The 25,027-nt window shown below is 68.0% G+C and carries 24 protein-coding genes and 1 pseudogene; 14 read left to right on the top strand and 11 right to left on the bottom strand.

The genetic code is table 11. The features are described 5' to 3' along the window. Positions 1-109 precede the first annotated feature (109 nt). The 3 genes from ispG (at position 110) to APZ21_RS17170 (ending at position 4,061) form a co-directional block, all read left to right on the top strand. The gene (ispG, locus tag APZ21_RS17180) at positions 110-1,261 is read left to right on the top strand and encodes a flavodoxin-dependent (E)-4-hydroxy-3-methylbut-2-enyl-diphosphate synthase (protein WP_054814276.1); all 1,152 of its coding nucleotides are present in this window, start codon (positions 110-112) and stop codon (positions 1,259-1,261) included. An 89-nt stretch (positions 1,262-1,350) separates the two neighbouring features. Beyond that, positions 1,351-2,211 (top strand): GNAT family N-acetyltransferase, encoded by an 861-nt coding sequence (locus APZ21_RS17175; RefSeq protein WP_239476672.1) that lies wholly within the window; start codon positions 1,351-1,353, stop codon positions 2,209-2,211. 62 nt (positions 2,212-2,273) lie between these two features. Further along, entirely contained in the window at positions 2,274-4,061 is a 1,788-nt protein-coding gene (locus APZ21_RS17170; RefSeq protein ID WP_054814275.1) for a penicillin-binding transpeptidase domain-containing protein, read from the top strand. 16 nt (positions 4,062-4,077) lie between these two features. Here APZ21_RS17170 and APZ21_RS17165 read toward each other — a convergent pair whose 3' ends face one another. Next, on the bottom strand, positions 4,078-4,587 hold the full coding sequence (locus APZ21_RS17165; RefSeq protein WP_054814274.1) for a peroxynitrite isomerase: 510 nt from the start codon (positions 4,585-4,587) through the stop codon (positions 4,078-4,080). Positions 4,588-4,815: 228 nt separating this feature from the next. Between APZ21_RS17165 and APZ21_RS17160 the strand changes: the two genes are divergently transcribed. Further along, positions 4,816-5,271: a hypothetical protein gene (locus APZ21_RS17160; protein ID WP_239476671.1), complete on the top strand. Its 456-nt coding sequence runs from the start codon at positions 4,816-4,818 to the stop codon at positions 5,269-5,271. A gap of 5 nt (positions 5,272-5,276) precedes the next feature. Here the strand turns inward: APZ21_RS17160 and APZ21_RS17155 are convergent, their stop codons facing one another. Further along, positions 5,277-5,774, bottom strand: coding sequence for a hypothetical protein (locus APZ21_RS17155; protein ID WP_054814273.1), 498 nt, complete (start codon positions 5,772-5,774; stop codon positions 5,277-5,279). An 87-nt stretch (positions 5,775-5,861) separates the two neighbouring features. After that, the gene (locus APZ21_RS17150; protein ID WP_054814272.1) at positions 5,862-7,268 is read right to left on the bottom strand and encodes an APC family permease; all 1,407 of its coding nucleotides are present in this window, start codon (positions 7,266-7,268) and stop codon (positions 5,862-5,864) included. Between the two features lie 270 nt (positions 7,269-7,538). Here APZ21_RS17150 and APZ21_RS17145 point away from each other — a divergent pair, with 270 nt between their 5' ends. Both APZ21_RS17145 and APZ21_RS17140 read left to right on the top strand, forming a co-directional pair. After that, positions 7,539-8,294, top strand: a complete 756-nt coding sequence (locus tag APZ21_RS17145) for an ABC-2 transporter permease (RefSeq protein ID WP_307586671.1) — start codon at positions 7,539-7,541, stop codon at positions 8,292-8,294. Further along, complete coding sequence (locus APZ21_RS17140) at positions 8,294-9,103, top strand: ABC transporter permease (protein ID WP_054814271.1); 810 nt, start codon at positions 8,294-8,296, stop codon at positions 9,101-9,103. The genes APZ21_RS17145 and APZ21_RS17140 overlap by 1 nt, the downstream gene beginning before the upstream one ends. 13 nt (positions 9,104-9,116) lie before the next feature. Here the strand turns inward: APZ21_RS17140 and APZ21_RS17135 are convergent, their stop codons facing one another. Further along, positions 9,117-9,986 carry a helix-turn-helix domain-containing protein gene (locus APZ21_RS17135; RefSeq protein WP_054814270.1) on the bottom strand — a complete coding sequence of 290 codons (870 nt, stop codon included), beginning with the start codon at positions 9,984-9,986 and terminating at the stop codon, positions 9,117-9,119. Positions 9,987-10,088: 102 nt separating this feature from the next. Beyond that, a complete protein-coding gene (locus APZ21_RS17130; RefSeq protein WP_054814269.1) occupies positions 10,089-11,282 on the bottom strand; it encodes a lytic transglycosylase domain-containing protein in 1,194 nt (397 codons plus the stop codon). A 432-nt stretch (positions 11,283-11,714) separates the two neighbouring features. Between APZ21_RS17130 and APZ21_RS17125 the strand changes: the two genes are divergently transcribed. After that, entirely contained in the window at positions 11,715-13,232 is a 1,518-nt protein-coding gene (locus APZ21_RS17125; protein ID WP_054814268.1) for a flavin-containing monooxygenase, read from the top strand. Here the strand turns inward: APZ21_RS17125 and APZ21_RS36350 are convergent. Then, positions 13,210-13,287, bottom strand: a pseudogene (locus tag APZ21_RS36350) (recombinase family protein); the annotation flags it as partial. The gene APZ21_RS17125 and the pseudogene APZ21_RS36350 sit on opposite strands and share 23 nt — an antisense overlap. Before the next feature lie 162 nt (positions 13,288-13,449). On the opposite strand from APZ21_RS36350, the gene APZ21_RS36025 reads away from it, so the two are divergent. Continuing rightward, on the top strand, positions 13,450-13,578 hold the full coding sequence (locus APZ21_RS36025) for a hypothetical protein (protein ID WP_275426213.1): 129 nt from the start codon (positions 13,450-13,452) through the stop codon (positions 13,576-13,578). Between the two features lie 113 nt (positions 13,579-13,691). Here the strand turns inward: APZ21_RS36025 and APZ21_RS17120 are convergent, their stop codons facing one another. Next, positions 13,692-14,189 carry a hypothetical protein gene (locus APZ21_RS17120; RefSeq protein WP_054814267.1) on the bottom strand — a complete coding sequence of 166 codons (498 nt, stop codon included), beginning with the start codon at positions 14,187-14,189 and terminating at the stop codon, positions 13,692-13,694. Between the two features lie 88 nt (positions 14,190-14,277). Here APZ21_RS17120 and APZ21_RS17115 point away from each other — a divergent pair, with 88 nt between their 5' ends. The 3 genes from APZ21_RS17115 to APZ21_RS17105 are packed head-to-tail and all read left to right on the top strand — an operon-like array spanning position 14,278 to position 16,972. Next, on the top strand, positions 14,278-14,589 hold the full coding sequence (locus APZ21_RS17115; RefSeq protein WP_156371127.1) for a type VII secretion target: 312 nt from the start codon (positions 14,278-14,280) through the stop codon (positions 14,587-14,589). Next, positions 14,586-16,370, top strand: coding sequence for an alpha/beta hydrolase (locus APZ21_RS17110; protein ID WP_054814265.1), 1,785 nt, complete (start codon positions 14,586-14,588; stop codon positions 16,368-16,370). Before APZ21_RS17115 ends, APZ21_RS17110 begins: the two co-directional genes overlap by 4 nt. A gap of 2 nt (positions 16,371-16,372) precedes the next feature. Then, positions 16,373-16,972, top strand: coding sequence for an LppA family lipoprotein (locus APZ21_RS17105; RefSeq protein WP_054814264.1), 600 nt, complete (start codon positions 16,373-16,375; stop codon positions 16,970-16,972). Positions 16,973-17,286: 314 nt separating this feature from the next. Here the strand turns inward: APZ21_RS17105 and APZ21_RS17100 are convergent, their stop codons facing one another. Beyond that, entirely contained in the window at positions 17,287-18,738 is a 1,452-nt protein-coding gene (locus tag APZ21_RS17100; protein WP_054814263.1) for a catalase, read from the bottom strand. Between the two features lie 284 nt (positions 18,739-19,022). On the opposite strand from APZ21_RS17100, the gene APZ21_RS17095 reads away from it, so the two are divergent. The 3 genes from APZ21_RS17095 (at position 19,023) to APZ21_RS17085 (ending at position 21,770) form a co-directional block, all read left to right on the top strand. Then, positions 19,023-19,484, top strand: coding sequence for a hypothetical protein (locus APZ21_RS17095; RefSeq protein WP_054814262.1), 462 nt, complete (start codon positions 19,023-19,025; stop codon positions 19,482-19,484). A 107-nt stretch (positions 19,485-19,591) separates the two neighbouring features. Further along, on the top strand, positions 19,592-20,071 hold the full coding sequence (locus APZ21_RS17090) for a Dps family protein (RefSeq protein ID WP_054814261.1): 480 nt from the start codon (positions 19,592-19,594) through the stop codon (positions 20,069-20,071). A 160-nt stretch (positions 20,072-20,231) separates the two neighbouring features. Further along, positions 20,232-21,770, top strand: a complete 1,539-nt coding sequence (locus tag APZ21_RS17085; RefSeq protein ID WP_054814435.1) for an aldehyde dehydrogenase family protein — start codon at positions 20,232-20,234, stop codon at positions 21,768-21,770. 69 nt (positions 21,771-21,839) lie between these two features. Here APZ21_RS17085 and APZ21_RS17080 read toward each other — a convergent pair whose 3' ends face one another. The 3 genes from APZ21_RS17080 to APZ21_RS17070 form a co-directional block, all read right to left on the bottom strand. Beyond that, entirely contained in the window at positions 21,840-22,703 is an 864-nt protein-coding gene (locus APZ21_RS17080) for an LLM class F420-dependent oxidoreductase (protein WP_054814434.1), read from the bottom strand. Positions 22,704-22,714: 11 nt separating this feature from the next. Beyond that, positions 22,715-23,122, bottom strand: a complete 408-nt coding sequence (locus APZ21_RS17075; RefSeq protein WP_054814260.1) for a carboxymuconolactone decarboxylase family protein — start codon at positions 23,120-23,122, stop codon at positions 22,715-22,717. Positions 23,123-23,407: 285 nt separating this feature from the next. Beyond that, complete coding sequence (locus APZ21_RS17070; protein WP_054814433.1) at positions 23,408-24,547, bottom strand: MCE family protein; 1,140 nt, start codon at positions 24,545-24,547, stop codon at positions 23,408-23,410. Between the last annotated feature and the right edge of the window lie 480 nt (positions 24,548-25,027).

The following is a 25,027-nucleotide window of genomic DNA, read 5'->3' as shown; positions in this document are numbered from 1 at the left end:
CGCTGTCAGCGACGCTGTCATCGTGGTCGCCCGGCACCGCCGTCGACGACGCGACTAAGCTTGGCGGGCGAACGGCACGCTCAGACCGCAGGAAAGTAGGCAGCCGACAGTGACCAGCACAATCGGATTGGGGATGCCGACCGCGCCGTCGGCCGTTCTCGCTCCCCGGCGCAAGACCCGTCAACTGATGGTGGGCAATGTCGGAGTCGGCAGCGAGCACCCGATCTCCGTGCAGTCCATGACGACCACGAAGACCCACGACGTCAACGCGACCCTTCAGCAGATCGCCGAGCTGACGGCGTCGGGCTGCGATATCGTGCGCGTCGCCTGCCCGCGTCAGGAGGACGCCGACGCGCTGGCCACGATCGCCCGCAAATCGCAGATCCCGGTCATCGCCGACATCCACTTCCAGCCGCGCTACATCTTCGCCGCGATCGACGCGGGGTGTGCCGCGGTGCGCGTGAACCCGGGCAACATCAAGGAGTTCGACGGCCGCGTCGGCGAGGTCGCCAAGGCCGCGGGCGCCGCGGGCATTCCGATCCGCATCGGCGTGAACGCCGGATCGCTCGACAAGCGGATGATGCAGAAGTACGGCAAGGCCACCCCGGAGGCGCTGGTCGAGTCGGCGCTGTGGGAGGCGAGCCTGTTCGAGGAACACGGCTTCGGCGACATCAAGATCTCGGTCAAGCACAACGATCCGGTGATCATGGTGGAGGCATATCGCCAACTCGCCGCCCAGTCGGACTATCCGCTGCACCTCGGCGTCACCGAGGCGGGTCCGGCCTTCCAGGGCACGATCAAGTCGGCGGTGGCGTTCGGCGCCCTGCTCAGCGAGGGCATCGGCGACACCATCCGGGTTTCGCTGTCCGCGCCGCCCGCCGAGGAGGTCAAGGTCGGCGGCCAGATCCTCCAGTCGCTGAATCTACGCCCGCGCAAGCTCGAGATCGTGTCGTGCCCGTCCTGCGGACGCGCGCAGGTCGACGTGTACACCCTCGCCGACCAGGTCTCGGCCGGACTCGAGGGGATGGAGGTCCCGCTGCGGGTGGCCGTCATGGGTTGCGTGGTGAACGGGCCGGGTGAGGCCAGGGAGGCCGATCTGGGTGTCGCCTCCGGCAACGGCAAGGGCCAGATCTTCGTCAAGGGGGAGGTCGTCAAGACCGTGCCGGAGGCGCAGATCGTGGAGACCCTCATCGAGGAGGCACTGCGGATCGCCGAGGAGATGGGCGAGGCCTCCGGCGAACCCGTCGTCACCGTCGGATAGTCACCGCGAGCGCGCCGTCGGGCGCGCCGTGGGGTGATCTTTTCCGTATGCACATACCGCGGCGTTGCTTTTCGTGGCAGGCTGTCGATGTGCGGAGTCTGCTGGAACCGCGCCGGGCGAGGATCGCGCCCGCGCGTCAGCTCGCGAACAAGGACCTGGTACAGGTCCTCCGTGTACTGGACACCGATCCGGTGGCCTCGTGCATGATCGCGGCCCGATTGCAGGAGTACGGTCTCGACGCGCGCGCGGGCACCGGCGAACTGTGGAGCCGCGGCGGTCCCGCGGATTCGCTGTGCTTCTCCGGCGCCAATCTGGTCCCCCTGCGCGGGGACAATGACGCGCTGCGCGCCTTCGCCGAACGGGCCGTGCGGTGGCCGCGGGTGTGCTCGTCGGTGGTGGGCAGGCGGGAGCTGGCGCTGCCGCTGTGGGATATGCTCGCCCACCGCTGGGGCCCGCCACGGGAGATGCGCGGCGAACAGCCGCTGCTCGCCCTGGCGGAGACGCCGAGGGCGACCCTCGATCCTCAGGTGCGGCGCGCGCGTCCCGATGAACTCGAGCGGTATCTGACCGCCGCGATATCCATGTTCATCGAGGAGGTCGGGGTGGATCCGCGCGCGGGTGACGGCGGGCGGGCCTATCGGCGGCGCATCCAGAGCCTGATCGAATCCGGTCGCGCGTGGGCCCGCTTCGACGACGGGGAAGTGGTGTTCAAGGCCGAGGTCGGCGCGCTGTCGCGGCGGACCGGGCAGATCCAGGGCGTCTGGGTGCATCCCGAGCACCGCGGTCGAGGGCTCGGCACCGCGGGCACGGCGGCCATCGCGAACGCGGTGGTGGTCTCCGGCCGCACCGCGAGCCTGTACGTCAACGACTACAACCGGGTGGCGCGACGAGCTTACGCGCGCGTCGGATTTCGGCAGATCGCGACGTTCGCGACGATTCTGCTCGACTGAATCATGGCGCGAGGCGGCCGATTCCGCCGTTTGCCCGCCGTTGGCCGTTACCATCGGTGCCGATGTCGATGCGAATGTTCGTCCCATCCGTGGTGTGTGCGCTGACCCTGGCCGCGGCGGGTTGCTCGGTGGGCTCGCAGGGGCCGGTGCCCGCCGCCGACGCCTTTCTCGCCGCCTTCGCCGCCCGCGACCTCGAGCGCGCGGCGCGGTTGACCACCGTGCCCGAGAAGGCCGTCACCGCACTGGAATCCGCGTGGAGCGAATTGCAGGCCGAGGAACTCGGCGCCGTCTCCGGCGCGGCGCGGGTCTCCGGCGACACCGCGACCGTCGACTACACCTATGAATGGAAGCTGCCCAAGGACCGGCTCTGGCGCTACACCGGTCAGTTGCAGATGGGCCGCAGCGAAGGTCGCTGGGTGGTGCGCTGGACCTCCTCCGACATCCATCCCAAACTCGGCGACACCCAGAAAATGGTGCTGCGTTCGAATCCCGCGCCGCGCGCCCGGGTGAACGAGTCCTCGGGCAGTGACGTGCTGGTGCCCGGCAAGGTGACCCGGGTGGATTTCACCGTCGCCCGGGCCGCGGACCCGAATGCGGTGGCCGCCGCGCTGTCCGCGGCGCTGCTGCGCTTCGACAAGCGACTTACCCCGGATTTCATTCTCCGGGCGGCGCGTGCCGCCGGTGGCGCCTATACCGTCGCGCTGCTGAGCGAACTCGAATTCGACCAGGTCAGCGCGGAAATCCTGGGCCTATCGGGTGTCCGGTTGACCCAGGAGTGGGATCTGGTGCCCACCGACCGCGACTTCGCGCCCGATCTGATGACCCAGGTCCGCAAGACGGTGATCGCGGAGGTGGACGGCAAGGCGGGCTGGAGTGTGGTGACCGTCAATTCCAATGGCGTCGACACCGATGTGCTGCAAGAGGTGCCGTCGCAGCCGGCTCCGTCGTTCGCGCTGAGTATCGACCGTTTCGTGCAGTCGGCAGCGCAGCGCGCGGTGGACGGGCCGTCGGATCAGACCATGATGGTGGTGTTGAGACCGTCCACCGGCGCGATACTCGCGGTAGCGCAGAACCGGGCCGCGGACCGCGACGGCCCGGTGGCGACCATCGGGCAGTATCCACCCGGGTCGGTGTTCAAGACCGTGACCGCCGCGGCGGCCATGTCCGCCGGACTCGCGACCCCGGACACGATCATGCCGTGTCCGAGCCGAATCGTCATCGGCGAGCGCACGATTCCGAACTACAACCTGTTCTCGGTCGGCGATGTGCCGATGTCCACCGCCTACGAACGCTCCTGCAATACCTCCTTCGCGCGGTTGGCCGCGGATCTGCCCGGTGACGCCCTGCACGACACCGCCGCGAAATTCGGTGTCGGACCCGGATATGCGCTGGCGGGTCTGCCGATCGCCTCGGGTTCGGTGCCGCCCGCCGACGACCTGGTGCAGCGCACCGAGGACGGCATCGGCCAGGGCAAGGTGGTGGTGAGTCCGTTCGGTATGGCGGTGATGGCCGCGACCATCGCCTCCGGTTCCGCGCCGGTGCCCTATCTCATCGCCGGTCGCCCCACGGTGATCGACGGCGCGCGCCCGCCGATCGAACCGCGGATCATCGACGGCCTGCGAATGATGATGCGCCTAGTGGTGACGGGCGGCACCGCCGAGCGCATCATCGATCAGGGCGAGGTGTACGGCAAGACGGGTGAGGCCGAGGTCGAGGGCGGATCACATTCCTGGTTCGTCGGATACCGCGGGGATATGGCCTTCGCGACTCTGCTGGTCAAGGGCGGGAGTTCCGATAACGCGGTGGCCGTGACCCGCGACATGCTCGCCGCGCTCCCGCCCGGGTACTGAATCCGCGCCCGCGGATTCAGGCGCGGTGCAAGCCTGCGGCGAGGTGATGGGTGAGCGGTTGGCCCATCGCGGCCATGCGCAGCGAGTAGTCGAGTGTGTCGCCGACGAGGCTGAAGGACCGGCTCAGCGCGGTGACGGCCTTCGCGGTGCAGGTGCGGCCGATGCTGGTCGAGTCGAATTCCATCCGCAGTTCGTCCTCGGTGACGGTCAGTTCGCCCTCGCAGATTTCGGTGATCCCGGTGGGGTGGGCCAGTATCAGTTCGACATGGCGGGGGCGCGGACTGCGCAGATAGCCGGTCTCGGCGTGCATGGGCCGTCCCCCGTCGGCGGCGCGGGTGCGCTGGCGATAGGTGAGGAATGGGCGGCCGAGATGGCCGAATCGAACCTCTTCCACGTAGTCGAAGGCATCGATGGTCGGATATTCGCCGTGCCCGGCTCCGCGCCAGATGCCGAGCAGTGATGCCAGCGGCGCGATATCGGGGTGCACGGCGATGGGCGGTTGAGGTTCGACCACGCGCGACAGCATAGCCGCAACGCCGGAGTTTCGGTCGCGACGCGCACTCCTGGGGCTCGGGGACGGGGCGGACAGGGGGGACGACCAACTTGTCCGCATCGTTTCGGCCCTATCCGAGCCGCGGCTCGAGAGAGAATTTCGGGGCTGGATGGAAGGCCGATGGACAGGCGGCTGAATGGTATGAAGCGCAACGCTGTGGAACCGAACGCGGTGAGACCACGCGCCGTGCGGCCGAACGCTGTGACAGACAAGGCGGCGGCGCATGTGCACGACAAATGGATGTTGCCCGGTAAGGAGATGATCCTCGCGGCCTGCCGTGGCCTGCCGCACGACAATCATCCGATGTTGGACGCGGCGGGCGAACTCGCCCAACTGCACGAGATCCGGGAGCGGGCGCCGCGGTTCGACGTGGCGAAACTGGATCGGCGCCGCACACAGTTGGTTCGGGCCGTCGACCGGTGGATCACGCTGGTCACGCCGGTGCCCTACGACCAGGTCGGCACCTACGACCAGACCGTCGGCCGGATCGTCGACCGGCTCGCCGAATTGGTCTCGCGCACCCATCGCCCGGTCGTGCACCCGCGCGATACCCCGACCGACGAGGCGTGGTCGCGGGTGAGCGCGGTCGCCGACAGCTACCAGGATCTGGTGGACGGACTGCGCGCGGGAACCTGCCGGGTGCCCGACAGCCGCTGAATCCGCTACCGGCGGCCGCGGCCGAAGAGGCGGAAACCGCGGCCCTGCTTGCGCGGCAGGGTCGCGTAGACCATGGTCATATCCGCGAAGACCTCGGCCTCCTGCTCGAATTCCGCGCCGAATTCCGCGCGGCCGAGCACATGTTGGCCCGTCAGCGCGGGCAGCAGTGCGGCGAGGGCCGGTGGTAGCCGCACCCGCGGCGGTTCCCCGTCGAGGTCCGCGTGCCCGAGCAGCATATGGCCGACCTCGTGCAGGATGATGTGGTCCGCGTTGCGCTCGGTGGCGTCCGCGTCGTAGACGATGATGTCGTCGAATTTGCGGGCGACCCACAGTCCCTTACCGCGACAACCGTTCTCGGCGAGCAGTTCGCCCGGCACCGGCCGCAGGGACAGTGAGCGAGTCCGGTGCGCGGCGACATCGGCGAGATAGGCGTTCAGATTCCACGGGTTGGGCAGCGGCACCGCCCGGGCAGCGTCACCGAAGTGGGCTTCCATGCTGGTCATCGGGTTTCACATTACCGATCCGATCGGGCGGAGGCATCTCCACGTAACGGACAACACCCGCCGTAATGTACCCACATGATCGGCATTTCACCGGGGTCGGTCTTCCGGCGTCGGAATCTTCTCGATGCCTGTCGGTTCCCGGCGCAGATTGCGAATCAGCAGGTAGTTCAGGCCCCAGAGGGCGACGCCGACGGCGAGCAGAATGCCCGCGATGGTGTACTGCTGCGGATTGCGATCCGTCCACGGCGTCACCAGGAATCCGCAGGTGAGTGCGCCGACCACGGGCAGCGGCGTCGGGGCGCGGAAGTGGGCGTGCTCGACCCGGTCGCGCCGCAACACCAGCACCGCGATATTGACCACGGTGAACACCGCGAGCAAGAGCAGGGCCGTGGTGCCGCCGAGTTCGGGTACCTCGCCGACGAACAGGATCAGACCCAGCGCGAGCACTGTCGTGAACGCGATCGCCACATGCGGGGTGCGGCGGCTCGCGTTCACCCGGCCCAGCGCGTACGGTACGACACCTTGGCGCGCCATGCCGTAGAGCAGGCGGCTGGCCATCAGCATATTGATCAGCGCCGAATTGGCCACGGCGAACATGGTGATGAAGGCGAAGATGTGGGTTGGGAAGGCGGGCGCGCCCGCCTCGACGACCTCGAGCAGCGGGGTGTCGCCTTCGCCGAGTTGGTCGGCGGGGACCAGCGCGACGGCGGTGATGGAGACCAGGACGTAGATGAGTCCGGTCATCAGCAGACCCGCGAGCAACACCTTGGGGAAGATCCGGGTCGGCTCCTTGCACTCCTCGGCCATGTTGACCGAATCCTCGAAGCCGACCATGGCGTAGAACGCCAGCGTGGTCGCGACGATGACGCCACCGATGGCGCTGCGGTCACCGGTGTCGAAGTCCACCAGGCGGCCGAAGTCGCCGTTGCCGAAACCGAGCGCCCACAGTCCGATCACGATGACGATGAGCAGACCGGTCAATTCCACACAGGTCAGGACGACGTTGAGTTTGACGCCCTCGCTGACTCCGCGCAGGTTGATCGCCGCGACCACGAGCATGAAGGCCAACGACACGAGGGTGACGCCGATACCCGTGCCCAGATCGAATTCGAAGGCCGCGGCGAAGTTCGCGGCGAAGGCGCGCGCCGCGGTCGAGGCGGAGGTGATGCCGGAGCTCATCACTGCGAAGGCGACCATGAAGGTGAGGAAGTGCACGCCGAACGCCTTGTGCGTGTAGAGCGCGGCGCCCGCGGCGTGCGGATATTTGGTGACCAGTTCCAGGTAGCTGAACCCGGTGACCAGCGCGACCAGGAAGGCGACCAGGAACGGCACCCACACCGCGCCGCCGACCTCGGCCGCGACCTTGCCGGTGAGCGCGTAGATGCCGGTGCCGAGGATGTCGCCGACCACGAACAACAGCAGTAGACCGGGGCCCATGACCCGTTTCAGCTCGGGTTGTGCGCTGTGCCCTGATCGGCCGGTCACATCTGACATGACGTGCTCTCCTACGATCGAGACGGGTAGTGGGAATACCCCGTTCCCGCGCGAAGTAGTCGCCGCCTTCGCCGCGCGCGTAGCCGAATCCGGCTCGGGGTGAACCGGTCCGAGCGCTGTCGCGTATCTATCGACAGCGGTGCGCCGCTCGCGACATGCCGCGACGCGAGGCGGCTGCCGGGAACCGGAACCGACCTCGCGCAGGATGGGATCGTGCGGATGACCAGTGTAAAGGCGCCTGCCCCTTCGACAGGAATACAGTGGTGGGTCTTGGCCTGCCGGCTGATTCGGCCGTCGGTGCGCAATGGCGAGGTGTTCACCGCGGTGCTCGCTCCCGCCGTGTTCACCCTCGGCTTCTACGTGCCGTTGAACATGGTGATGAACACCTACGGGCACGGGCTGAGCAGCTATGCCCAATTCCTCATGCCCATGATCGTCATGCAGTCGGTCTCCTTCTGCGCGACCTCGGCGGCGTTCCGCGCCGCGGTCGATGCCAGGGACGGGCTCAACGCGCGCTTCGGCACGCTGCCCATGCCGAGGGCGCTGCCATTGGCGGCGCGCATCACCGCGGCGGTATACCGTGCCGCCGTCGCGTTGGCGGCGGCGCTGGCGTGCGGCTTGGTCATCGGCGTGCGCTTCTACGGGAGCGCCGCCGACACCGCGGGTTTCGTCGCCTTCTCGATGCTCGTCGCCGTCACGCTGTGTCTGGGAGCCGACGTGCTCGGCACCTTCTCGCGCAGTCCTGAGGCGACGACCCAGTCGCTGGTGCTGCCGCAGTTGATTCTCGGCATGGTCTCGACCGGCTTCGCCCCCGCCGAGCAGTTCCCCGCCTGGATGCGGGGCTTCGCGCGCGATCAGCCGGTGTCGCAGTTCGTCTACGCGCTGCGGGCGCTGGCGGGCGACCCGTCGGGCAATGCGGGCACGGTCGGACCGGCGATCCTGGTTCCCGCACTGGCCTGGGCGCTGGGACTGTTCGCGGTATTCGGCGCGTTCGCCGCCGTACTGGCGGGCCGGAGGATCGTGTGATGCCGGGGACGCTCGGGTCGCGGGTGACGGGTCCGACCGAGACCTGGCGGGCCGCGGTGGGGCAGACGGCCGTGCAGACCCGGCGGCTGTTGGTGCGGTGGTGGCGCGATCCCATGACAGTGGTGCAGTCGCTGGTGTTTCCGGCGCTGCTGCTCGTCATGCTCGACACGGTGCTCGGCAAGCAGATCTCGACGGTGTCCGGGGTCGACGCGCTCTACGGTTCGGCGCCGATGGTGGCGCTGGTCGGGGTGATGTCAGGGTCGCTGGCCGGCGCGGTGACGCTGGGCCGGGAACGCGATGCGGGCCTGTTGGCTCGGTTCTGGGTGCTGCCCGTGCACCGTGCCTCCGGTCCGGCGGCGCGGGTGCTGGCCGAGGGGATCCGAATCCTGTTGTGCACCACGGTGATGCTGACGGTGGGCATCGCGCTGGGCTTGCGCTTCGAACGCGGACCGCTCGCCGCGCTCGCGCTGTGGGGCGTGCCGCTGATGTTCGGACTCGCCTTCGCGACGATGGTCACCGCGGTCGCCACCATCACCGCGAAAGCCGCGCTGGTCGAGGCGATCTCACTGGGATCGTCGCTGATGATGTTCTTCAGCACCGGATTCGTGCCGCTCTACGCCTATCCCGGATGGGCGCGCCCGATCGTCGAACACCAGCCGATGAGCCATGCCATCGACGCGATGCGCGGCCTCGCGGCGGGCGGGCCGGTGCGGGAACCGTTGTGGGCGACCGCGATCTGGTCGGCGGGCACGGTCGTGGTCTTCGCGATTCCCGCGGCCGTCGGTTATCGCCGCGCCAGCAGGGGCTGATGCGCGAATCAGCTCAGATCCGCTTGTGCATCGCCTCGGCCGTCTCCTGGATCAGCGCGATCGAGTCGCGCGGACTCAGCGCCATCGCCCGCAACTGGTCGAAGATGATTCCGAAACGCCGAATTTCGCCGTGACCTTCGATGAGTTCGTCACCGGCGATGCCCTCCACGTACACCAGTTCCGGATCGTTGGGCTCCGGGAAGTCCAGCAGGGTGAACGACCCGGCCATGCCGGGATGCGCCCCCGCGTCGAACGGAAGGATCTGGAGGATGACGTTTTTCAGCTTGCTCTGTTCGACCAGTTTCCGCAGCTGGGTGGACATGATCTGCGGACCGCCGACCACTCGGGTGATGGCCGCCTCGTCCAGCACCACCCACAATTCCAGTGGTTCGTCCTTGGTGAGCACGGCCGCCCGATCCATGCGCGCGGCCACCCTGTTCTCGGTGACGGCGGCCTCGACTTTCGGCATGGAGGTGTCGATGACCGCACTCGCGTACTGCGGCGTCTGGAGCAGTCCGGGGATATAGGAGGTCTGATAGTGGCGCGCGGACAGCGCCTCGGCTTCGAAATTGATATACGCCGAATAGACCTCGGTGAGATTGGCCTCGTAGGGCCGCGACATTCCGGGTTTCTGTGCGTCCGAGAGCAGATCCAGCGCGTATTTGCGGCGCTCGGGCTCGATGCCGTACAGGTCGAGCAGCGTCATCAGAGTGCGCCGTTGGGGTCGGGCCTGTGCCGACTCGATCCGGTACAGCGTGGTGACATTGATGCCGGTCTTACCGCTGACCTCCTCCTTGCTCAGCCCCACGCCTTCGCGCATCTCGAACAACAAGGCGGCCAGACGGCGCAATCCGGCGGTGAGAACGGTGCGCTTGCCTGCCATGTCGCCAATCCTTCCATCTCGCGCGGTATTCGACCCGAATATCGAAGCTCGGATATCGGAATCGGCTCGGCGAATATGTGATTTTCGGCGGTTCGTCGCGGATCAGGTCTGCGGCATGGGCAACGGGATGACGATGCCCATCGGCAAGGTGATGCCGGGCTGATGGGCGGGCGGCGCGGCGGGCGCCTCTTCGGTGTGCGGGCGCTCCTCCAACCGGAAGGGTTCGGGTCGTTCGGGTTCGGGCCGTTCGGGCGCGGGTGCCACGGGGGTCTGAGACGGATCGGACAGTATTGGCGCGCAGAGCAATCCGCATTCCACCGTGAGTCCGGGCATGCTCACCAGCGGCGGCGTCTCGCGCCGCGGGGCGCCGGCCTCGACCATGGGTTGCAGTCGCAGCGGCCGGTCCTCGGTCTGGGCCCGCACCGCGAGCAGACCGGTCTCGGCGGTGGCGGGGGTCGAGGCGCGCGGGGCGACGATGTCGGGGGAGATGGCGACCCGACTCGGCGCACCGCCGCCGCGGTAGGCCGCCGACCAGCTGAGCACTTCCGAGGCGTAGGCCATCGAATTGTTGTAGCGCAGCACCGCGCGCAGTTCCTGTGCCGGATCGCGCAGGTCGAGTCCGCCCGAGCAGAGGTACTTGCCCGCGCCGAGGGCGGCGTCGAAGACGTTGTGCGGGTCGGCGATTCCGTCGCCGTTGCCGTCGGCAGCGTAGCGGTCCCAGGTCGAGGGCAGGAACTGCATCGGTCCGACCGCGCGCACATAGCCGCCGCCTTCGGCCGGAATGACCTCGTTGCCCGGCAGGGTGCCGTCCAGCGCCGGACCGAGGATCGGGGTCACGGTGGTGCCCGCGGCGTCGGTACGCCCGCCGAAGGCATGGCCGGATTCGATGCGCCCGATCCCCGCCAACAGATTCCAGGTCAGGCCGCAGTTCGGTTGTGTCGAGGCCAGGGCGAGTTCGGCATTGCGGTACGCCGCGAGCACGATCTCCGTAATGCCGAGCGCGCCCGCGGAATCCGGCAGGGTGATCTCGTGTAGTGCGACGGTGGCCGCGGCGGGCAGCGGCCCGTCCACCGCGGGGGTGACCGCGTGCAGCGTGCGCACCGCGCCGGGCAGAACCGGTAGCAGGCCGACGGTCTCCGGTGCGGTCCGCGGTCGCGCGCCGATCGCGTCCGAGGCCGCGAGCACCGCCTCGGCGCCCGCGTCCGGTTCGGGCAGCGGTGTCCGCGTGGCCGATCCCGACATCACCACACCCGCCGCCAGCAGAGCCGACACGGTGATCGGCGCAGACATACGCATGCGACACGCACCCATCCCGACATCGCGATTCGGCGCGCCACCTCGCGGTGACCGGTTCCCCGAACGACGTCGTCCAGAATCTTAGTAGAACATTCATTAACATAGCGCATACGGAAGCCACGTCGCGAGACTTTCTCCTGGCGACTGACCGCTCACATCCGGCTCGCGTCGCGTGCGCGGCGGGTGGGGCGAAACCGCGAGGTCGGCGCGCCCGCCGGATCGGTAACCAACGGTCTGCTATATAACTTCGCCGTCCGTGGGCCGAGTTGCGTTTGCATGAGGGGAGTCCGGCAAATTCCTGACCTCCCCGAAGTTCCCGATCGCCGTAAAGCAACCTGGAGTACGGGTATTCACTGTCATCGCACCGTGTCCAATTTGGGATGCAACGAAATCAATCCGACGCGCGGTTGCGGGTCGAATAGTGGTTGCTGAATGTTGACTGAACAGAGAGGCTTGGTCATCGAGGTGGTGCTGGATCTGAAAGTGGCAGTGGTCGGAGCGGGATTCGGCGGAATCGGCATGGGAGTGGCGCTGAGACAGGCGGGCTTCGATGATTTCGTCATCCTGGAGAAGGGCGAACGGGTCGGCGGCGTATGGCGCGAGAACACCTACCCCGGGTGCGACTGCGACGTGCCCTCGCATCTGTACTCCTTCTCCTTCGCCCCGTATCGCAGTGCGCGACAACGGTATCCGGGACAGGAGCAGATACTCGACTATCTCGTCGAGGTCAGCAGGCGGCACGGGCTCACCCCGCACCTGCGGCTGAATTCGACCCTGACCGCCGCGACCTACCTCGACGAATGCGGACGGTGGGAGCTGACGACCGCCGACGGCGAACTCATCCGCGCCGACACGGTGATCTTCGCCCTCGGCCAGTTGCACCGGCCCTACGTTCCGCGCATACCCGGCCGCGACGACTTCGCGGGTCCGGCCTTCCACACCGCGCGCTGGGATCACCGCCTGGATCCGTGCGGGCGCGATATCGCGATCATCGGCACCGGATCCAGTGCGGTGCAACTACTGCCGGAGATCGCGAGCATCGCGCGCCGCGTGCACGTCTACCAGCGGACCCCGCACTGGTTGCTGCCCAAGCCCGCCCGCGAGTTCGGCCCGCTGTCGCGGTTGGCGCTGCACGTGCCAGGCGCCCACCATGCCTATCGCACGGTCCTGCACCGTGGCGCGGACGCCGTGTTGGCCCCGATCATGCACCGCGGGTGGTCGGCGCGCCCGGCGCAGTGGTTCGCCCGCGCCTATCTGCACCGCCGAGTGGCCGACCGGCGGCTGCGCGCCGCGGTGACGCCGGAATATCCGATCGGCGGCAAGCGGATCATCTTCGACAGCCGGTACTACCCGACCCTGGGGCGGCACAACGTCACCCTCGTCACCGACCCGATCCAGCGCATCGTCGCCGACGGGGTGGAAACCGTCGACGGGGCCCACCGCCGCGCCGACATCCTGATCTACGCCACCGGATTTCGCGCGGCCGAGTTCATGGTCCCGGTCACCGTGCGCGGTCGTGACGGGCGGGTGCTGGCCGAGCAGTGGAGCGACGGCGCGGAGGCATTCATGGGACTCGCGGTGCCCGGCTTCCCGAATGCCTTCCTCATCGCGGGCCCGAACTCCTTCACCCCGGCCGGGAGCAATCCCACCATGAAGGAATGCCAGATCGCCTATATCGTTGAATGTCTGCGCTGGCAGCGCGAACTCGGCGGACCCGCCATCGAGGTCGGTCCGGTCGCGATGGCGAACTATCAGCGGTGGCTGCGCTCGGCGCTGGCCAAGACCGTCTGGTCGGGCCCGGTCGACAGCTGGTTCAAACACGCCAATGGGCGCGTGGTGAATCCGTGGCCCGGCACCACCAGGGAGTTCGCCCGCATGCTCGACCACCATCCGGCCGAGGCGTTCACCGCCGTGGCCGGTACGGACGTAGTTTCGGCTGCTTGCCCTTGAGGCGGCCCTTGGCGCGGGCCTTGGCCATGCCCTCGAGGGTGCGCAGGTGGTTCAGGGCACCCCCCACCCCCACGATGCCCCGGGACCCCCGCCCTCCCTGCCCGCACCGACCTTCTGCAGAAGGACAGCGACACCCTCTCTTCGAATCAGCCCCTTTCCACCAGCACACCTTTGCACCATTCCGACCAGTGGCGCTTTAGCGTGACTTTCCTCCCGGATGCGCCTCAACCCCCTATCCCCGCGGTCGGTCGCCGACGGGATCGGACCGACCTGCGCGATTCGCGAAGGCGCCGAACTGCGTGCCGCGGCGTCACCGGTGCTGACCTTGTTCGATATCGCGGCGTAAGCCGCAGTTCGGTCCGCCGCGGACCCACTGATCAACAGTCAGTTGCTTCTCAACGCCCCTGGTCGAGAACCTGATCAATCCAGGTGACGTGCGGAATGTATCGGCAACCCCCGCTATTCCAGCCAGCTCTTTCGCTGGTAGTAGCGGTCCATTTCCTCTTCTTCGTCCAGCGTCGGCTCGCGGTGGCGCGAGTCCGGTTCGGGGGAGGCGAGGGTCTGGCGGGCGAATCGGGCGAAGGCTGTTTCCGGTTCGGGTCCGGCGGCGAACGGGTCGGAACCCACGGGGGTGGATGGATCGGGGTATCTGCTATTCAGGGCGTCGGTGCGCTGTTCGGTGAGTGCGCGGAGGCGGGGGTCGTTCTCGATGTCGGCGATGGCGGCGGAGATCGACGTGCTGGATGCTTCGACGACCTCGGTGTGCAGGCGAACGATTTCCGCGCACAGTGCGTCGGGGGTGAGTTCGCGGCCTCGGTCGGTGAGGCGGATCGCCCGTAGGGCGCCGTCGCTCGCGACTTCTATTCGGGCGTAGTGGTTCTCGGTTCGGTGATCGTTGTCGCGCAGTGCTTCTTGCAGACGGTCGATCCGTCCGTAGAGCGGGTCGGTATCGGACATGCGGCGAATTCCCCCTTCGTGCCTGACCCGACACAGCCTATAGTTGCCGCGACGGCGTGATCCAGTCGACCCTGAGGGGGGTGTGGGGGTGTACGACGACCTCGTGTTGCAGCCGGATTCGGTGCGGGCGTTGGCGGACGGGTTGGGCACGAGCGGTCAGGAGATGACCGTCATCGGGCGTGGCGGTGCGGTCGCGGACGGGGTCGCGGACGGGTTTCCCGGCGCCGACGTGGGTGGGGCGTGCAAGAACGCCGCGCGTTCGGCCGACCGGGCGATGGGGTCGGCGGGTACCGCGTTGATGGAGTTGGGTGGGTCGGCGGTGGCCGCGATCATCGCCTTTCAGCAGCGTGATTCGGCGAGCGGGCAGGCGATCGCGAACCAGGGGGAGGCACCGCGGTGAGCAAGAATCTGACGGTGCCGCAGGTCTTGGCGTGGCGGCCGGAGGCGCTCGGCGCGCAGGCCACCGAGTGGGAGCGGCAGGCGGGCGAGTTGCGTTCCGCGCTCGACACCCAGTGGCGCGCGGTCGACGGGTCCTACGACACCTGGAAGGGTGCGGCAGGTGAGGCGATGCGCACCCGGTTCGAGCAGGTGCGGACGCAGACGATGAAGGTCGTCGAAGCCGAAGAGACCGCAGGTGACGCGGCCCGGCTCGGCCAGTTCGCGTTCGCCTCGGCGCGTTCGCGCGTGGAGTCGGTGAAGGCCACCGCCGAGAGCAAGTCGCTGGCGGTGAAGGACGACGGCACCTGCGAGATTCCCGAGACGGTCAAGCAGCGGATCTATTCGTCGGTCGGCGGGGACGCCGACCGCTACAGCACGGCCATCGCCGCGCTGATCCTCGACGCCGACGCTCAGACCGCGGCGATGAAACAGGCGCTGAATACGGCGGCCGACGCCGATACGGCCACCACGAGGAGCATCGAGACCGCGTTCGCGAACCTGCCCGATGCGGCGGCATTCGGGAACAGTTCCTCGACCTCGACCCCGACGGTGAAACAGCCGCCGAAGAACGGGACCGCCGAAGAGAATCGGAAGTACTGGGATTCGCTGACCGCCGAGGAGAAAGCCCTCACGCTCAGCACCCAGCCCGCCGCCATCGGGAATCTGGACGGCCTGCCCGCCGATGTCCGCGACCAAGCCAACCGGGAAGTGCTGCGCACCGAGCAGGCACGGTTGCAGCGCGAGGTCGACACGCTGACCTCGCAGGTCAGCGTGAATCCCAAGGCGGTCGGCCTGGCCAAGCAACTGGAGGATCGCCAGCAGCGTCTCGCGGACGTGAAAGCCGTGCAATCTGCGATCAACCCGCCCGCGAAGGCCGACGGCAGTCCGCAGACACCGCGGAAACTGCTGATGCTGGACACCCAGAGCGGGCGGCAGGTCCGCGCGGCCGTCGCGGTCGGCGATCCGGACAACGCGGACCACATCTCGGTGGCGACGCCGGGGTTGAGCACCAACGCCCGCGAATCGCTGGGCGGCATGGTGGGTGAGGCGGAAACGTTGCAGCGCGAGGCCGAGCGCCAGTTGTGGGTGGAGGGCAAAGGTGACGAGTCCGTCGCTACGGTGGCCTGGCTCGGCTACGACCCGCCGCAGAAGACGGCCCTCGACATCGGCAATGTCGCGTTCGAGGGACGCGCCGACGAAGCCGCGAAACCCCTGGCGAACTTCTACGAAGGACTCGACGCCGCCAGCAACAAGAACGACCCGCACATCACCGCGCTCGGCCACTCCTACGGCTCCCTCGCCACCAGTCAGGCGCTCCAGGAGGGCGGCAATGCCGTCGATGACGTCGTCTTCTACGGCTCACCGGGCCTCGGCGCTGAATTGCCGATACCCACGCAGTTGTCACAGCCGCTGGGCTGGTTGTCCAATGCCACCGGCACCAACGACGAGGTCGGCTCCGCGGCGGACCTCGGCCTCCAATCCGGTCACGTCTACGAGATGACCGAGAACAAAGACCCCGTGGCCAGCGCCAACGCGTTCGGCCGCAGCCCGAACCAGATGCCGTGGGTCACCCATCTCAGCACCGACGAGGTGACGGTCGACGGAACGAAATACACCGGCGCCACCGGTCATTCGGAATATCCGAGGACCGACCCGTCGACGGGCGCGTTGCACAGGTCCGGTTACAACCTGGCCGCCGTCGTCGCGGGCATTCCGAACAACGCCACCAACCCCAACGGCTGACGATGACGAAGAAGACGAGGGCGATCCTGGCGGCCGTGGCGGTCGTGGCCGTGTCGCCGCTGGCCGTCCTGCTGACAATCGTGGGAGTGTATGTGCTGAGCGATAATTCGAACGAACCGACCGGAGCGGCGGAGACCGCGCGGGCCGCCGAGGTCTTGCGCGCGAGGCCGACCATGGAGACGTCGATAGAGCAGGTCAGATCGGTGGTGGAGCAGATCGCCGCGGCAGGCAGCCGGATCGATACACGGCTGGTGTTCGACTACGTCGGCTACAGCTCGAGTCCGGACTGCGCCGCTCCCTTCGACCGGACCAGGGGGCGCAACCATATCCTGCGGAACTACTACGCAGATGTCCCGGTGCCGGAGGCGTCGTGGAACGAATTCCTCGAACGCGCCCGTGTGCTGGCCGCGACCGTCGGCGCCACCGAGGTGCGGGTGATGGCGAACGCGCCTGCCGAGGGTGATCGGCCTGCCACGCACGATGTGTGGTTCACCGGCGAAGACGGTGTGATCATCAAGGTAGCCAGTAAGCGGGCGACGGTGATCACCGGTTCGACCGGCTGCCGGCTGGACAGCGCCGACTTCGGCTCCCCCATCCGATAGAGACGAGTGCGGCGTTCGGATGGCTGCGCGTGTGAACACCCCGGCCCCTCATTTCCGTGTCGAAACCGGAACCCGCGCCGCTCAGATGAGGATGATCAGCGCGATCCACACGGTCAGGCCGAGCGGGATCCACCACCACCGGAACCGTCACCGGTTGATCTCGGGCGGCGGTGCCAGGCCGTCGCGCGCCATCTGCTTGCGGATCATGCGGGTCTGGTACTCGATGTCGCTCGCGGCCGCGCGCAGCGCGTAGACCGACGCCGTCGTCTTGCCCGAGCATCGGGCGGGTCGGATCTCGGACGGCGTCGGAGCGCTCAGCCCTGTTTCTCGCGCACGCCCGACTCGACGCGGTCGCCGAGATCCTTGTCGACATTGCGCCAGTATTCGAAGGCACGCTCGAGTACCGGTGCGCTGACCCCGTCGAGCAGATGCCCGACGATATTGTCGACCAGCCGTGCGCGGGCCGCGTCGTCGAGCACCTCGCGCACGAGGGTGCCCGCCTGACCCCAGTCGTCGTCATCGCGGCGTCGGGTGTATGCCTGCCGCACCATCTCGCCGTCGGTGTGCCAGCCCACCGGCGGACCCGACACCGCGGGATCGGCGTGCGGTCCGCCCTTGGAATTGGGCACGTACACCGGATCTCCCGGATTGTGATGGCGCATGTGCCCGTCCTTGGAGTAGGAGTGGACGGTGCTCGCATGCGGCGTGTTGACCGGAAGTTCCTTGTAGTTCGCGCCGATTCGATAGCGGTGCGCGTCCGGGTAGGAGAACCAGCGACCCAGCAGCATCTTGTCAGGACTCGGCCCGGTGCCCGGCACCGCGTTGCTGGGTTCGAACGCCGCCTGTTCGATCTCGGTGTGATAGTCGGCGGGGTTGCGGTTCAAGGTCATTCGGCCGACCTCGATGAGGGGGTAGTCGCCGTGCGGCCACACCTTGGTCAGGTCGAACGGATTGAACCGGTAGGTCTTGGCGTCGTCGAACGGCATGATCTGCATGTGCAGCGTCCAGCTCGGGTGCGCACCGCGGTCGATCGCCTCCCACAGGTCACGCACGTGGTAGTCGGCGTCGGAGCCGGCGAGCCGGTCGGCCTCGTCCTGGGTGAGGAATTCGATGCCCTGGTCGGTCTTGAAGTGGTACTTCACCCAGTAGCGCTGCCCCGCGGCGTTGTACCAGAGATAGGTGTGGCTGGAATAGCCGTTCATGTGCCGCCAGCTGCGCGGTATGCCGCGATCGCCCATGAGCCAGGTGACCTGGTGCGCGGACTCCGGCGACAGCGTCCAGAAATCCCACTGCATGTCGTGGTCGCGCAGGTTGTTGTCGGCGCGGCGTTTCTGCGAGCGGATGAAGTCCTGGAACTTCATGGGATCGCGAACGAAGAAGACCGGCGTGTTGTTGCCGACCATGTCGAAATTGCCCTGTTCGGTGTAGAACTTCAGCGCGAAGCCGCGCGGATCGCGCCAGGTGTCGGGGCTGCCGCGCTCACCGGCGACGGTGGAGAAGCGCGCGAGTACCTCCGTGCGCTTGCCGGGCTGGAACACATCCGCCCGGGTGTAGGCGCTGACATCGCCGGTTACCTCGAAGGTGCCGAAGGCGCCGCCGCCCTTGGCGTGCGGCTGCCGCTCGGGTACGCGTTCGCGATTGAACGCCGCCATCTTCTCGATGAGGTAGGCGTCGTTCAGCAGGATCGGGCCGTCGGGGCCGACAGTGAGCGAATGTTCGTCGCTCGGTACCGGTATGCCCGAATCATCGGTCGTGAAATTCGACATCGTGCTCCCTTCTACCTATGGGTCCGCGGGGGCTCGGCGGTGGGCCGTCATCGGCCCGCCCTGTTCCGAAGGCTACGCTGCCACCCTGCCAAGAGACCGGAAAAGCCTGGTCACGGGGAAAACGCCGGTGCATCGCGGCGGCCGTGAGTCGGTCGTAAGGATTCCGTAGGAAAACTCCTAGCTCCCCCGGATTTGATTCACAGGTGCGAACACGACCGTGGAACGCGCACCTGCCGATCCGAGAGCCGGATCGACTCGGGGAATGGAGAAGACCAGTGCCGACGATGTTGACGACTTCTGTCATGGTGGCCGCCGATGCCGCGCAGGACTTCGCCCGCTTCGGGTGGACGGTTGCCGCGACGGCCGAGGGGCTCTCGCTGATCACCGACGAGCATGTCGCGGGTGTCGAGTTGACCGGCGACCTCGCCGTGGGCGTGCGCCGCTTCCTGCGGGCCAACGACCTGTCGGGTCCGGTCATCGAGGTCCCCGGTCCGCACCGTCGGGAGATCCACCTGGTCACCGGCTCGAGCCGGGCCGAGATGGCGATCGCCGCGCTGCGCGCGGCGGGTGCGATCGTGCACACCGGCGGCGCGCGCATTCCGCTACCGCCGGAGTTCGTCTCGGTCGGCGACCGAGCCTGGGGCATCGCGCCCGGCGAGGCGCGCTGGGTGCCGCCGGTGGTGGCGCTCGGCGCGGCGGTGCGCTCGGCCGCGCGCCGGGCCCGGCTGCTCGGCGCGGCCCGCTGATCAGACCTGGTCGGCACGCCGGGTGACGCCGGTCGCGTCGGTGTTTGGGCGCCACGGGCCAGGGTAGTTCGGTGCGTGAGTAATCGCTCGACAGGAGGAAGCCAACGATGAGCACACCGATCACGAGCACGCTGGACCCCGAACAGCAGCGCGTCGCCGGTGAGGCGTTGCAGGCGACGGTGGTCGACCTGATCGACCTGACCTTGATCGCCAAGCAGGCGCACTGGAATGTCGTCGGCCGCAATTTCCGCTCGGTGCATCTCGCTCTGGACGAATTGGTCGTCGTGGCACGCGATTTCACCGACGACGCGGCCGAGCGCGCGACGGCGATCGGGGTCAGCCCGGACGGGCGCGCGCAGACGGTGGCCAAGGAGTCCGGCGCCGTGGGCTTCGGCGCGGGCTGGCAGCAGGACACCCATGTCATCGAATCGATCGTGGGCAATCTCGCCGCCGTCGTCACGCGGTTGCGCGAGCGCATCGAGGCGACCGAGAAGGCCGATCCGGTGACCCAGGATCTGTTCATCGAGATCGCCGCGCGGCTGGAGCAGTTGCACTGGATGTGGCAGGCGCAGCTCGCGGGCGTCTGAGTTCGCGGGTATCCGAGTTCGGGGATATCCGAGCGCTACGCGGGGCCGCCGCTTCCCCGTTGTCCCGCTGATATGTCGGTGGTACCGTCTGGACACATGTCCGAAAATGTGTCTGCCGCGGCGCCGATGCCCGGCGCGGGAGGCCGGAAAGGTGGTCGCGATGGCGATCGTTGAGCGGCTGTCGGCCGAGGCGGGCGAGCGCCGTCGCTGGGCGCTGACGAGTCCGGTGGATCGATCCCCGCTCGGTCAGTGGGAAGCCGCCACCGCGGCCGATGTCGACGCCGCGCTCGCGCGGGCGCGGCGCGCGCAGCCGGAATGGGCGGCCCGCCCGATCGCCGAACGCGCGGCCATCATCCGCGGGGCGGTCGACGTCGTGCTCGCCGAGAAGGAGCACATCGTCGAATCGCTGCGCGCCGAGACCGGCAAGCCGCGGGCCGAGGCGTTGACGATCGAGATCCTGCCCTCGTGTGACTTCCTCAATCACTGGAGCGCCCGCGCCAAGCGGCAGTTGCGTGACGAACGCAGGCGGCTGCACGGGTATCTGCTTCCGGTCAAGCGACTGACCGTGCACTACCAGCCGCTCGGCGTGGTCGGGATCATCACCCCGTGGAACGCGCCGTTCGTCCTGTCGCTCAATCCGATCGTGCAGGCGCTGCTCGCGGGTAACGCCGTGGTGCTCAAGCCTTCGGAGGTCACGCCGAGGTCGGGCGCCTTGGCGGTGGAGGTCCTGCGCAAGGCCGGTGTTCCCGAGGACATCGTGCAGGTGATCCACGGTGACGGCGAGACCGGCGCGGCCCTGGTCGAGGGCGATGTCGACAAGATCTCCTTCACCGGCAGCGTGGCGACCGGGCGCAAGATCGCCGAGGTCTGCGGTCGCCGCCTGATTCCGTGCACGCTCGAACTCGGCGGCAAGGACGCGATGATCGTGTGCGCGGACGCCGATCTGGAACGGGCGGCGGCGGGTGCGGTGTACCTGTCGATGTTCAATACCGGTCAGGTGTGTCTGAGTGTGGAGCGCATCTACGTCGTCGAGGAGGCCGCCGACGAGTTCATCCGCCTGGTGACCGAGAAGGCCGCGGCCGTCACCTACGGTGCGGAGGCCGACAAGGACATGGGGCCGCTGTTCAACGACCGCCAGCTCGAGATCGTCAGCGCACATGTGGCCCAGGCGAAGGACAAGGGCGCGGTCGCGGCGGTCGGCGGCGCGCCCGGCACCGGCGAGGGGCTGTTCTTCCAGCCGACGGTGCTGGTCGACGTGGATCACACCATGGATCTGATGACGCAGGAGACCTTCGGCCCGGTCGCGGCGATCATGCGCGTGCGCGACGAGGACGAGGCCGTGCGGTTGGCCAACGACAGCGACTACGGGTTGAGCGCGAGTGTCTTCACCCGCGATCCGGCCCGCGCCGAACGCATCGGCAAGCGACTGATCACCGGATCGGTGGTGCACAACGACGCGGCCACCATCTACGGGGTCACCGAGGCGCCCTTCGGCGGTCGCAAGAACAGCGGGGTCGGACAGGTCAACGGGGTGGACGCGCTGCGCAAGTTCACGCACCCGCAGCCGATCCTGCTCGCCCGGTGGCGCACCGAGTCCGAACACGTCTGGTACCCCTACAGCGACAGAACCGAGCGGACGCTGGAGACGATTCTGCGATTCGCCTTCGGCAACCGGCTGGCCCGCCGATTGATGTCCTGAGCTGCGCATCCACAGCGCGAAGCGCCGCGATCCCGAGGGATCGCGGCGCTTCGACGTCTCGGACTCCGTTCAGTTCGCGGAGTCGGCCGCCATCGCGGCGAGTTTGTCCTTCAGCCGCTCGAGGTAGGCGCGCACCTGTTCCTCGCTCTTGTCGGGCAGGCCGTAGAGCACATCGGTGACGCCGTCGGCGGCCCAGGTCGCCAGCCGCTCGGCATCGGGCTTGAAGTCCAGTACGACGACGCGCGGCTTGTCGGCCCGGCCGGAATCGGCCCAGATCTTGTGCAGCAGCGCCAGCCGTCCCGAGATGTCGGTCTCACCGGGTGTGGTGATCCAGCCGTCGCCGGTGCGGGCGATCCACTGGAAGGTGCGCTCGGTGCCCGCCGCGCCGATCAGCACCGGCACATCCCCGCGCACGGGCTTGGGCCAGGCCCAACTCGGACCGAACCGCACGAACTCGCCCTCGTACTCGGCCTCCTCCTGCGACCACAGTGCCCGCATGGCCTCGACGTACTCGCGCAGCACCGTGCGGCGCTTGTTCGCCGGTACCCCGTGATCGGTGAGTTCGTCGGTGTTCCAACCGAATCCGGCGCCGAGGGTGACCCGTCCGCCGGAGAGGTGATCGAGGGAGGCGATGGTCTTGGCCAGGGTGATCGGATCGTGTTCCACCGGCAGTGCGACCGCGGTCGACAGTTCGATGCGCTCGGTGACCGCGGCGGCCATGGCCAGCGATACCCACGGGTCGAGGGTCCGCATGTAACGGTCGTCGGGCAGGCCCGCGCCACCGGTCTGCGGATGGGCGGCCTCTCGCTTGACCGGGATGTGGGTGTGTTCGGGGACGTAGAAGGTGTGGAATCCGTTGTCCTCGGCCGCGCGGGCAGCCGCCGCGGGACTGATGCCGCGGTCGCTGGTGAACAGGACGATCCCGAATTTCAGGGTGCCGATTGTCATGACGTGGCCTTTCGGTTCTCGGCGGCCTTGCGCCGCTGCGCGATGACCGAGCCGACGACGGAGTCGAGTCGGGTGCCCGCGGGCCAGCCGACGTAGTGGCACAGGAACAGCGCGATCTCGCGCAGCTGCTCCTCGTCGAGTTCCCCGTTGCCGAGCGCAGCGCCGATCTGGATCTCGGCGACGTCGAACATGCCTTGCGCGGTGAGCGCGCCGAGCAGCAGCAGTCGCCGGTCCCGAATGGTCAGCGCGGGCCGCGACCAGATGTCGGCGAAGAGGTGATCGGCGGTGACCGCGAAGTGTTCGCCCGGACCGTCCTGGAATTCCCAGCCGTAGACCTCGGACATCTTCCGCAGTCCGCGGCGGCGTACCTCGTCGCCGTCGGATTCGGAGGGTGTTTCGGTCATGTGGGTGTCCCCTTTCGACGGTGTCCGGTCAGCGCCGATCGCTGCAAGGAATGCTGTCTGGACAGGTGTTCGGAATATACGGCGACTCCTTCGGTCGGCGCAAGCCCGCATCCGCTGAGTGGGACGACGCGCGCGGGCTCCCGTGATGTTCCGAATCGGCGTCGGTCGCCCAGGTCATCACCCCCGCACCGCACGCGCTCGTCCGACGCGCGACCGAGGACACAGTCCGGCGCTGCGCCGATCGGACCGAACCATGGCGGGGCCGGATCGCGACCGCGCGGCGGATCAGAACGGCGAGGTCACGCCGGGCAGCCCGCCGAACAGGATCTCGAACACGCGCGGATGGTCGAGATCCTGCTTGGTCGGTGGGACGTGCGGTGCGCCCTCGTTGGTATCGGTGACCAGATAGTTCGAGTGGCTGCCCGGCACCCGGTCGAGGACGCCCTCACAGCGCGGTCCGCCGGTGGCGTTCACCTTGGGCAGATCCCCCGGGTACTTGTAGGGCTCGCCCGCGAGCAGGAAGTTGGTGTTGAACGCCAGCCACGGGTCCGGTCCGCCGCCGAAGAGGAGTTCGGCCAGCGGCATGAGCGAACCGAGTCCGTTGATGACACAGTTCAGCGCGGGCGCGTATTCCAGGAGCAGTTCCGAGGTCGGCCGCAGCAGGGCCATGCTGGTGATGAGATCGCGTTCGTTCTCGCCGAGTACGGCGGTGCCGGTGTTCGCCAGGCCGGTCACATTCAGCAGGACGGCGTCGAGTTCATCTTCGGATCGCGCGATGGTGGCGCCGGTGACGGTGGCGTTGTCGAGGGTGCGCAGCAGATCGGCGGCGGTGTCGGCGTAGATGTCGGTGACCTCGGCCGCGGCGACGGCGTCGCGCTGCAATGCCGGAATGCTCGGGTTGATCTCCTTCAGGTAGGCGTCGGCGCGGGTCAGCGTCTCGCCGAGCTGATTGCCGCGGCCGTCGAGCGCGGTGCCGATGGCGCTCAGGGTGGCATTGAGTTTCGCGGGCTCGATCTTCTCCAGCACGGCCGCCAATTGCTCGAACACGGTGTTGATCTCGACGGTCACCGACTCGGCGCGCAGGGTCGAACCGGGCTTCAGTGGTGTGGACGAGGCGTCGGCGGGCGCCACGAAATTGACGTATTTGGCGCCGAAGATGGTGGTCGAGCGAATGTCGACGGTGACGTCGGACGGGACGAGGCGCAGCTGATCGGTATCGATCGCCAGCCGTAGCATCGCGCGGTCGTCGCGATAGGACACCTCGGCGACGCGGCCGATCTCGACCCCCCGCAGTCGCACCTTGGCATCCGGGTCGAGTACCAGTCCTGATCGGGGCGCGTACACGATCACCTCCGCCTCGGATCGGAAGCTGCCCGCGAAGGACCCCAACGCCAGTGCTATGACGGCGGCGATCACCACGACCATGAGCAGACCGGCCAGTTTCAGCCCGAACAGTCGTTGCAGCCGCTCTAGGCGGCTGGAGCGTTCGGTCGGGTGTTTCTCCACCACTGGTTCACCTCTCGGGCGATCGCCGACTCGGGTCCGGCGCGCTCGGTATTCGGGGGCGCCGCGAGGCGGTCGCCGGAGCCCTTTCGGGCCGCTCGGACGAACAGCGCCCGGACAGGTGTCGATCTTATGTCTGGACACTGTTCCAGGAAACGGTTTCGGTGAATTTGCCGAAACGATGCTGCTGGTCGCTTGGTCGACTCGTTCCGTGGCTTGTCGGGCCGCTCGCGAGCCCGTCGAGTCCAGTCGAACACGCCGCCCGGTGCCGCGGCGCCGGGCTCGTGGCGGCGTGTCGAAATCGAGATCGGCGGCCACGGAATCGACGCGACCGGCGGTGCGTCGATGTCGTGCCGCCACTGCGGTGATCATATGTCTGGAATGATGTCTGGAATAGGTTCC

This window comes from Nocardia arizonensis (assembly GCF_001310275.1).
Classification (GTDB): domain Bacteria; phylum Actinomycetota; class Actinomycetes; order Mycobacteriales; family Mycobacteriaceae; genus Nocardia; species Nocardia arizonensis.
The sequence above is the reverse complement of the archived record's forward strand: the minus strand, read 5'-3'. Positions and strand labels throughout refer to the sequence as shown.

Bases quoted from the DNA above. Each gene is read 5' to 3' on its own strand.
- APZ21_RS17130 (WP_054814269.1), bottom strand. From the start codon at position 11,282: ATGCGTATGTCTGCGCCGATCACCGTGTCGGCTCTGCTGGCGGCGGGT.
- APZ21_RS17125 (WP_054814268.1), top strand. From the start codon at position 11,715: ATGTTGACTGAACAGAGAGGCTTGGTCATCGAGGTGGTGCTGGATCTG.
- APZ21_RS17155 (WP_054814273.1), bottom strand. From the start codon at position 5,774: ATGACCAGCATGGAAGCCCACTTCGGTGACGCTGCCCGGGCGGTGCCG.
- APZ21_RS17085 (WP_054814435.1), top strand. From the start codon at position 20,232: ATGGCGATCGTTGAGCGGCTGTCGGCCGAGGCGGGCGAGCGCCGTCGC.
- APZ21_RS17095 (WP_054814262.1), top strand. From the start codon at position 19,023: ATGTTGACGACTTCTGTCATGGTGGCCGCCGATGCCGCGCAGGACTTC.
- APZ21_RS17105 (WP_054814264.1), top strand. From the start codon at position 16,373: ATGACGAAGAAGACGAGGGCGATCCTGGCGGCCGTGGCGGTCGTGGCC.
- APZ21_RS17150 (WP_054814272.1), bottom strand. From the start codon at position 7,268: ATGTCAGATGTGACCGGCCGATCAGGGCACAGCGCACAACCCGAGCTG.
- APZ21_RS17090 (WP_054814261.1), top strand. From the start codon at position 19,592: ATGAGCACACCGATCACGAGCACGCTGGACCCCGAACAGCAGCGCGTC.
- APZ21_RS17170 (WP_054814275.1), top strand. From the start codon at position 2,274: ATGTCGATGCGAATGTTCGTCCCATCCGTGGTGTGTGCGCTGACCCTG.
- APZ21_RS17075 (WP_054814260.1), bottom strand. From the start codon at position 23,122: ATGACCGAAACACCCTCCGAATCCGACGGCGACGAGGTACGCCGCCGC.
- APZ21_RS17100 (WP_054814263.1), bottom strand. From the start codon at position 18,738: ATGTCGAATTTCACGACCGATGATTCGGGCATACCGGTACCGAGCGAC.
- APZ21_RS17140 (WP_054814271.1), top strand. From the start codon at position 8,294: ATGCCGGGGACGCTCGGGTCGCGGGTGACGGGTCCGACCGAGACCTGG.
- APZ21_RS36025 (WP_275426213.1), top strand. From the start codon at position 13,450: ATGCGCCTCAACCCCCTATCCCCGCGGTCGGTCGCCGACGGGATCGGA.
- APZ21_RS17120 (WP_054814267.1), bottom strand. From the start codon at position 14,189: ATGTCCGATACCGACCCGCTCTACGGACGGATCGACCGTCTGCAAGAA.
- APZ21_RS17070 (WP_054814433.1), bottom strand. From the start codon at position 24,547: ATGGTCGTGGTGATCGCCGCCGTCATAGCACTGGCGTTGGGGTCCTTC.
- APZ21_RS17165 (WP_054814274.1), bottom strand. From the start codon at position 4,587: ATGCTGTCGCGCGTGGTCGAACCTCAACCGCCCATCGCCGTGCACCCC.
- APZ21_RS17135 (WP_054814270.1), bottom strand. From the start codon at position 9,986: ATGGCAGGCAAGCGCACCGTTCTCACCGCCGGATTGCGCCGTCTGGCC.